Origin of the sequence: Staphylococcus sp. HMSC055A09, assembly GCF_001809655.1 — a bacterium.
Classification (GTDB): domain Bacteria; phylum Bacillota; class Bacilli; order Staphylococcales; family Staphylococcaceae; genus Staphylococcus; species Staphylococcus capitis.
This window is the reverse complement of sequence record NZ_KV798363.1, coordinates 1-8,663: the sequence shown is the minus strand read 5'-3', so window position 1 is coordinate 8,663 and position 8,663 is coordinate 1. Positions and strand designations below refer to the sequence as shown.

The following is an 8,663-nucleotide window of genomic DNA, read 5'->3' as shown; positions in this document are numbered from 1 at the left end:
TGAGTCACTGTTTCCTTTTGTTTCGGTTGCTATTATTTCACTTTCTGCTTGTACTGCTTGATAACCAACCGTAACTTTACCAGTGTGATCGTCAATATTAATATGTGACACTTGCTTATCTAATGTCCAAGTTTCTCCATTTTTTATAGCATTTATTGAAGCTGGTTCTCCTTCGGGATTTATATAAATCATCTCTATTTTTGACGCTTCACCTTTAGGTGTTACTTCGACATTGACATGCTCCTCACTTGCTTCAATACCAGGCGCTTCCGGTGTTGCCTCTTTACGTGGCATATTTTCTCTACTTTCCTCACTTGTGTCACTGTTTCGAATTATATCGTTCGCTACAACTAAACTTTCTGGATAAACAGCTTGATAATTAATTGTTACTAAACCGGATTGTGGTTCGATATTTATACCAGGAACACTATTATTAAGTGACCAATTATCATTAGTTTTAGTAGCAATAATTGATGTACTCTCATTAGCAGTATTTTGATATGTAATATTTAACTTATCTGCTTTATTAGCTGGTGTTATAGTTAAATTTGGAATCAGGTAATTTATTTCAATAATTGGTTTGGATGGTGCATTATATTTTAGACTATTTTTCAATGTATCTAACGTATTAGTAACATTATTGATAGTTTCTTGGGATGCTTGATTTTCTATAGCAACATTATTCTGTTGTTCATTGATAATATTCCTAGCTTCGGTTAATTTGTCTTGAAGTGCACGCCATGAATCTGCGGTAAAATCAGCCTCATTTAAATCGTGTAAGTAGTTATCAACTTCATTTACTTTACTTTGTAATTCTGTTTTATTCATTTGAATTGTCACAGTTTGTAAATTAACGGTATTATCTCCGGTTCTTTGAGTATCTCTTCCTCTAAATGTTGCATTAGTTCTATAACTAACATGTCCATTTAAATTAACTATTTTAGGTATTGTTGCTTTAAATTCTACTGTATAGGAGAGATCTTTCCTCTCTCCTGGATTTAAGTTACTAATTGACATTCTTAATTTATTAGTATTTACATCTAAATTACCGGTTCCTCCACTACTAGAAATGAGTTTTGAATTTGCTGGTAATATAACTTCATAATATGTATCTCTTGATTGATTATGCCCTTTATTTTCAACAGATAAATTAACTGTTGCACGTGCAAAATTATCATTAGGACTATTAGGCTGAGTTATATATTCTACCTGTGCCACATTAGAAGTGATATAGGATCCACTATTTATTCTTACATCACTAACTGAACCCCCATGATAATAAGATGAATTATCACCAAATCCATGTTCTTTCGAAGACCGTTGTACACTAATTCGACCAGTGTTGGATATAGGTAAAAAAGAAATTCTTACTCTATTCATATCGCTTGGTATGTTAACCATTGCAGATAATTTACCGGTAGGGTACGGTCCCATACCATTTAGACGATTATCAAATAAGATGCGATCCTGCTCTATATTACTAATTTTTAATTTAGCACCTGATGCACCATCTGAAAATACTGGACTTGTAGATATAAAGTTAACGTTTAATTCCGAACCAGGTACCACATCTATATCTTGATAAATACCTGCTACTTTAGCATCATTGACACTTCTATCACGACCGTTATTCGTTCTTGCAAGTACAACCCCGTATGGAGCACCATTATTGCTCATAAAACTTGAATAATCTACTGCGCTTGGTGTATAAAACATAGGATACTCAGGATTAGGATCAGTTGAGTAACTATGCCAATTATCTACATTCGTAACTACAGTTAATCTCTTTGACCTTGATGGTAATATACCACCAGATACCTGACTAAAGTTTCCATTTTGAATTTCTGGATTAACTTCATTTGCTTTCAAAGGATCATTAGATACGTTATTTTCAGGAGCACTTCTAAAAGATGATGAGTCTCTTTTATGTCTAATATACGAATAGTTTGAAAAGTTATTATTCGTAGTTAAATGTTGTGATTGAACACCGTTTGATTGACGATTTGGAAGTAAAGATTCTTTATTATGTAATTTACCTGCACTATTTAAAAACTTATGATAATAATCATCAACCTGTTGTTGGCTTTGAGGATTATTTAAAATAGATTCAGCTTCTTGTAAATCAGTTCGAAATAGTTTAATCGATTCATCTGTCTTGTTACTTAAATCTAAAGATTTATATTGATTTAAAATTTTTTCAAGTTGACTAGTATTAATAACGTGTTGAGTATTAGTTTTAGTAGTTGAAAGTTTATTTTCAATATCTTGGTTATTAGTTAGATTGTCATTTAAAGATTTTCCATTTTCAATATTAATTTGATGACTGGTACTATCACTAACTTTTTGATTGATGGTGGTATTATTTTGTTCAATACTGTCAGCTTTTGCGTAATTTATGTTAGACATCATGATAAAACCTATTATTGCTACACTAGCTGCTCCAAAACCTTGATATTTTCTAATAGAAAAACGTGTGATTTTTTTATCTAAGTTGTTGATTCTTTTGTTTTCCATCATTTTTTCTCCTCAAATATAAAGAATTTAAATTAACCCAACAATATTCAACCTATATTTTATTATTGATAAAATATATTTCATTGTGTTCCTTAAAATATACCATCAAGCTATATTTTGTGCAATTGTTTATTTTGGGAATTTTACTATTTGTACATAAAAAAGAGTGTGGGTTTAGCTCCACACTCTCTATAATTCTATTCTTTGATTTTATTTCTAAAAATACCAATTAATCCTAAACCTGCTAGTAACATTAATAATGCTGGAGTAAATTCTTGTTCTTTAACTCCTGTTTCAGGTAATTCTTTCTTAGAAGTTTTATGATTATGAGATGTTTTATCATCTTTATCTTCATTACGTTTTGATATTTTTTTAGTAGGTTTAATTACTTCTAATATTTGCTTATGTTGTTTTAATTTAACTTTTTTATAGATATATTTAGTAATACCATCTTCGGTTTCTGTTCTAATATATTTATAACCTTCTATTTGTATAACACCTCTTTGATTTAAAGGTGTTTTATCGTCTTCTACCGCATCTTTAATAATATTCCCTTGATCATCTAACCATACTGTAACGTGTAATTTAGGTTTATCATTTACATTATTTTGATTGTTCTCCTGCTGTTTAGTTTGAATAACTGGATCTTTCTGAGTAGTTGGTTTTGTCGGTCCTGATTGAGTTGGTTTCTCTGGCTCTTCCTGTGTCGTTGGTTTTGATGGTCCTGATTGAGTTGGTTGCTCTGGCTCTTTTTGTGTAGCTGGTTTTGATGGTTCTGGTTGTGCTGGTTTCTCTGGATCTTTCTGTGTCGTTGGTTTTACCGGTTCTGATTGAGTCGGTTGCTCTTGCTCTTTCTGTGTCGTTGGTTTTACCGGTTCTGGTTGTGTTGGTTTCTCTGGCTCTTCCTGTGTCGTTGGTTTTACCGGTTCTGGTTGTGTCGGTTGCTCTGGCTCTTTTTGTGTAGCTGGTTTTGATGGTTCTGGTTGTGCTGGTTCTCTGGCTCTTTTTGTGTCGTTGGTTTTGTCGGTTCTGATTGAGTCGGTTGCTCTGGCTCTTTCTGTGTCGTTGGTTTCACAGGTTCTGATTGTTTTGGTTGTTCTGAATCTTTTTGAGTCGTTGGTTTTTCAGAATTTACTTCTGATGGTTTAGTGTCATCCTTTTTTGTTGAACTACTTGTGGCTGTGTTTGCTGTTTGAGATGTATTTACTTTTCTATAAATAAATTTAGTTATACCATCAGAAATTGATGTTCTAAAATGTTGGTACCCAGGAATTTTTACCGGCACTCTTTCAGAGGCAGGCGTTTTATTATCTTCTACTGCATCTTTAATGATATTACCTTGATCATCCAACCATACAGTAACGTATAAGATAGGAACTTCATATGTTCCACTGTCCTCATCTTCGTCAGGATCTTCATTTGGAGTTCCATCAATATAATCATTTAAATTTTTAGATGATTTATGATGAGTCTCATTATTGGAAGTTGATGTATTAGTTTTATTGCTTTCAGTTTGAATAGTTTTAGGTGATGTAGTGCTATTAGTCTTGTTAATTTCTTCAGCTTGAGCGGAACCATTGCCCGCAAAAAGATATAAAGCTAAAGTTAAAGCACTCGCTGTGCCGTAGCTAAAATATTTTTTACTTGGTAAAGATGGAAATTGTTTTAAATCTCTAGGCTTGTTGTTTTTCATAGTTGTAATATCCTCCCAAAATTTTTAAACGATAGCGTTTATCTAACTTATTATGAGTACTTATAATAAAAGCTTATAAAACATTACATAAATACATTAATTCTCCTTCGCATTATCGTTAATTTTATTATAATATATTTTTAAGAACTAAAATACTCTAATTACAATAATTACAGAAAATAATAGATAAAAAAACTCCTTTCAGAGAAAATAATCTCTAAAAGGAGTAATAATGACAACCATAATGATTTAATTACATCATTCCTGGCATACCGCCCATACCTGGTTGTTCGTTATTTTCTTTTTCAGGAATCGTAGCTACTACTGCTTCAGTTGTTAAGAACATTGCTGCTACACTCGCTGCATGTTGAAGTGCTGAACGAGTTACTTTAGTTGGATCTACAATACCTTCTTCAAGCATATTTACCCATTCATTCGTCGCTGCGTTGAATCCTACACCAGCATCTGCATTTTTTAATCGTTCAACTATAATTGAACCTTCTAAACCTGCATTTTCAGCAATTTGACGTACTGGAGCTTGTAATGCTTTAAGCACAATATTTACTCCTGTTTCAACATCGCCTTCTGCTTCAATTTCGCTTACCTTTTTATAGATATTAACTAAGGCTGTACCACCACCAGCAACAATACCTTCTTCAACTGCGGCACGTGTTGAGTTTAAAGCATCTTCGATTCGAAGTTTACGCTCTTTTAATTCAGTTTCACTTGCAGCACCTACTTTGATAACTGCTACACCACCAGCTAATTTAGCTAATCGTTCTTGTAATTTTTCTCTATCGAAATCAGAATCAGTTTCTTCAATTTGTGCTTTAATTTGACTTACACGAGCGTCGATACTATTTTCATCACCGTCACCATCTACAATAGTTGTATTATCTTTAGTGACTTCTACTTTATTAGCTGTACCTAGCATATCGATTGATGCATCTTTTAATTCTAGACCTAAATCATCTGTAATTACTTGAGCACCTGTAAGGATAGCTAAGTCTTCTAACATTGCTTTACGACGATCACCGAAACCAGGAGCTTTTACAGCAACAGCAGTAAATGTACCACGCATACGGTTTAAAACAATATTAGTTAAAGCGTCACCTTCTACTTCATCAGCCACAATTAAAATTGGTCGACTAGATTGAACGACTTGTTCTAATAAAGGTAGAATATCTTGGAATGAAGAGATTTTTTTATCTGTAACAAGAATATATGGACGTTCAAGTTCAGCAATCATTTTATCTGAATCAGTTACCATATATGGAGATTGATAACCGCGATCGAACTGCATACCTTCAACGACTTCAAGTTCAGTGTTGAAACCATTTGATTCTTCAATAGTAATGACCCCGTCGTTGCCAACTTTATCCATCGCCTCAGAAATGTATTGACCGATTTCCTCATCAGCAGCTGAAATAGCACCTACTTGTGCAATTTCATTTTTGTTTTCAACTTTTTGAGAAATGTCATGTAATGCTTCTACAGCTACTTTAACGGCTTTATCAATACCTTGTCTCAAACCAACTGGGTTCGCACCACTTGTTACGTTCTTAAGGCCTTCTTGAATCATTGATTGAGCTAAAACTGTTGCAGTTGTAGTACCGTCACCAGCAATCTCATTTGTTTTATTTGCAACTTCTTGAACAAGTTTTGCGCCCATATTTTCATAAGGATCTTCTAACTCAATTTCTTTAGCAATCGTAACCCCATCATTTGTGATTAATGGAGTTGTATATTCTTTATCTAAGACAACATTACGACCTTTAGGACCAATTGTTACTTTAACAGCATTTGCTAATTTATCTACACCTCTTAGCATTGCTTGACGTGCATCTTCTGAGAATTTTAAATCTTTTGCCATACTCGAAATGACCTCCATTTATTAAGATTTCTTACATAGATGTTTTATCTGTCTAATATAAATTTATAATTATTGAATTACTGCTAAAATATCTTCTTCATTTAAAATTAAGTAAGTATCGTCACCACGTTTAACTTCTGTTCCAGCATATTGTTGGAACACAATAGTGTCACCTTCACTTACTTCAGGAGCAACTCGTGAACCATTGTCTAGTAGGCGTCCTGGACCTACAGCGATGATTACACCTTCATTTGATTTTTCTTTAGCGCTATCTGTTAATACAATACCGCTTTTAGTTGTTTGTTCTTGCTCTTTCTTTTCAATAATCACACGATTTCCTAATGGTTTAAGCATGATTGTTCCTCCTTCATTCACATGTGATTTAGCACTTTAATTATTAGAATGCTAAGCTATTTTTATATTAATCAAATTTGGTCAATAATTCAAGCAAAAAGGTTAGCGAATAAATTTTGTACATCTATATTATTTACGATAAAATAAACTATACTTAGAAATAGATGGAGGTAAGTTATGAGAAGACTTTGGGTGTCCTTACTAACGGTACTCGCGTATGGCTTGGCTCAAATGTTACCTGGTTTTATACTTAGAAGTCATTTACTTGGTCATATGTCTCAAATTAAAACTGCTAAATTCATGATATTCACGCAAGTTTCTCTTTTTATATTAGCTGCTATTATCATAATTTTAATAAATTTAAAGGTAAAAAATCCTACTACTCTTGAAGCTGGTAGAAAGGAACCTAAGAGATACATCATTCCTTGGGCACTATTAGGTTTTTGTCTTGTTATGGTATATCAAGTTATTATAAGCTTGATATACTTTACAATCATGGGTAGTCAGCAGACAAGTCCAAACACTGAACGTTTAATGGCAATTGCTAAAAAAATGCCTATTTTTATCATTTTAATTTCTATCGTCGGCCCTATTTTAGAAGAGTTTGTATTCAGAAAGGTTTTCTTTGGCGAATTATATAATGCAATTAAAGCCAATCGCGTTGTTAGCTTTCTGATTGCTTCTATAGTAAGTTCACTTGTATTTGCCCTTGCACACAATGATATGAAATTTATTCCTATGTATTTTGGTATGGGCATGATCTTTTCACTTGCTTATGTTTTTACTAAAAGAATTGCTGTTCCAATTGGTATTCATATGTTACAAAATGGTACAGTCGTTTTTATGCAAGTTTTTGGTGGCGAAGCTTTAAAAAAAGCTCAAGAACATGCTAACTTTATTCTACATTTCATATTAAACTAAAAAAGCATCTAATCATGTAAAATGTTGCGAAACGTACAAGATTAGATGCTTTCTTTGTTACTGTTGATTTTTTCTTCTATTATAAATAAACATACCTACTACACCGGCAAAAATTGCTACAATCGCACTGCCTAAAGTGATAAGCACACGATCTAATTTTTTGTTTTTGTTGTAATCATCGGATTGCTCGTTGTCGTTTGTAGTGATTTCATCTGCGCTGTGATTTTTAAAAGCACTACGACTCCCTTTGTCTTTATCGTTAGGTTTCTTTAAATCAGGCATGGAACCAATTTCACCGGTAATTAAAGCTAATACTTGTTCATCTAAGTTTTCATAATACTTACTTGCATTTAGTGGATTAAAATATTGAAATCTGAAATAGTTTGAACCTTTTTGTAAAGAATTTAAATATTCATTTCCACTAAAGTTTTGCTTTTTAAATAAACTATAGATGTCACTATCAGTAATTTCTCCATTTTCTGTATCTAAATTTCTAACTTGATTAATTAAAAATGGATTATATTTGTATGCACCACTTGCTAAGCTTCTAAATCTATCTAATAAAGAATTTTCTTCAGAATCTTTACTTTGCTCATCTTTATTAAAATTCTGAGAATTGCTTCTATGATTTATAACTGATCCTGATCTATTCCAAATAAATTGATTTCTATCATAATTAGGCGTTTGATGATTAGATTGTGAGTAATTTAAATCATCTTTGGCATTAGAGTTTCTTTTTAATGGGGTACCACCATTGCTACTATTTTCATTATCCTCATTACCTTTATTAGGATTTAACAATCCACCATTACTATCCTCAGGATGTATTGTGGAAGAATTATTGCTATTGCTAGCATGATGATTTGTATTTGATGAGTTACCTCCCGTATGATTACTTGAAGGTTGCTCGTTATTATTTGAATTAGATGGATGATGTTCGCCACTTTGATCTGAATTATCATCACCACTGCCATTATTATGACCACTTGAACTACTATTATCATTTCCTTCAGAAGGATGATTATCTCCTGAACCGTGTCCATTTGAACTACCGGGATTATTATGATGTGAGCCAGAGTGTCCTCCACCCGGGTGCGAATTATCATCACTACCCCCACCAGAAGGGTTATCGTGACCATGATCAGATGTATGATCATGTCCAGAACCTGAGTCACTGTCTGAATCTGAATCGCTATCAGACGCTGAGTCACTATCTGAGTCGGAAGCACTATCTGAGTCAGAAGCACTGTCTGAATCTGAATCACTGCCTGAGTCGGAATCGCTGTCAGAGTCTGAGTCGCTATTTGA

General features: G+C 33.1%; 7 protein-coding genes. 1 reads left to right on the top strand and 6 read right to left on the bottom strand.

All coding sequences use genetic code 11. The features are described 5' to 3' along the window. The 5 genes from HMPREF2642_RS03255 to groES form a co-directional block, all read right to left on the bottom strand. Positions 1-2,517, bottom strand: a 2,517-nt coding sequence (locus HMPREF2642_RS03255; RefSeq protein ID WP_371094454.1) for a SasC/FmtB family protein, incomplete at its 3' end; no start/stop codon positions are given. Positions 2,518-2,711: 194 nt separating this feature from the next. Beyond that, positions 2,712-3,152, bottom strand: a complete 441-nt coding sequence (locus tag HMPREF2642_RS11385) for an LPXTG cell wall anchor domain-containing protein (RefSeq protein WP_256276630.1) — start codon at positions 3,150-3,152, stop codon at positions 2,712-2,714. Positions 3,153-3,433: 281 nt separating this feature from the next. Further along, positions 3,434-4,207 (bottom strand): cell wall anchor protein, encoded by a 774-nt coding sequence (locus HMPREF2642_RS03250; protein WP_256276629.1) that lies wholly within the window; start codon positions 4,205-4,207, stop codon positions 3,434-3,436. Between the two features lie 253 nt (positions 4,208-4,460). Beyond that, the gene (groL, locus tag HMPREF2642_RS03245) at positions 4,461-6,080 is read right to left on the bottom strand and encodes a chaperonin GroEL (RefSeq protein WP_002435951.1); all 1,620 of its coding nucleotides are present in this window, start codon (positions 6,078-6,080) and stop codon (positions 4,461-4,463) included. A 69-nt stretch (positions 6,081-6,149) separates the two neighbouring features. Beyond that, the gene (groES, locus tag HMPREF2642_RS03240) at positions 6,150-6,434 is read right to left on the bottom strand and encodes a co-chaperone GroES (RefSeq protein WP_002435917.1); all 285 of its coding nucleotides are present in this window, start codon (positions 6,432-6,434) and stop codon (positions 6,150-6,152) included. A gap of 177 nt (positions 6,435-6,611) precedes the next feature. Here groES and mroQ point away from each other — a divergent pair, with 177 nt between their 5' ends. After that, a complete protein-coding gene (gene mroQ / locus HMPREF2642_RS03235) occupies positions 6,612-7,355 on the top strand; it encodes an intramembrane glutamic endopeptidase MroQ (RefSeq protein ID WP_049428117.1) in 744 nt (247 codons plus the stop codon). A 57-nt stretch (positions 7,356-7,412) separates the two neighbouring features. On the opposite strand, the gene HMPREF2642_RS03230 is transcribed toward mroQ, so the two are convergent. Further along, the coding region (locus HMPREF2642_RS03230) for an SdrH family protein (RefSeq protein WP_070597660.1) at positions 7,413-8,663 on the bottom strand (1,251 nt) is incomplete at its 5' end.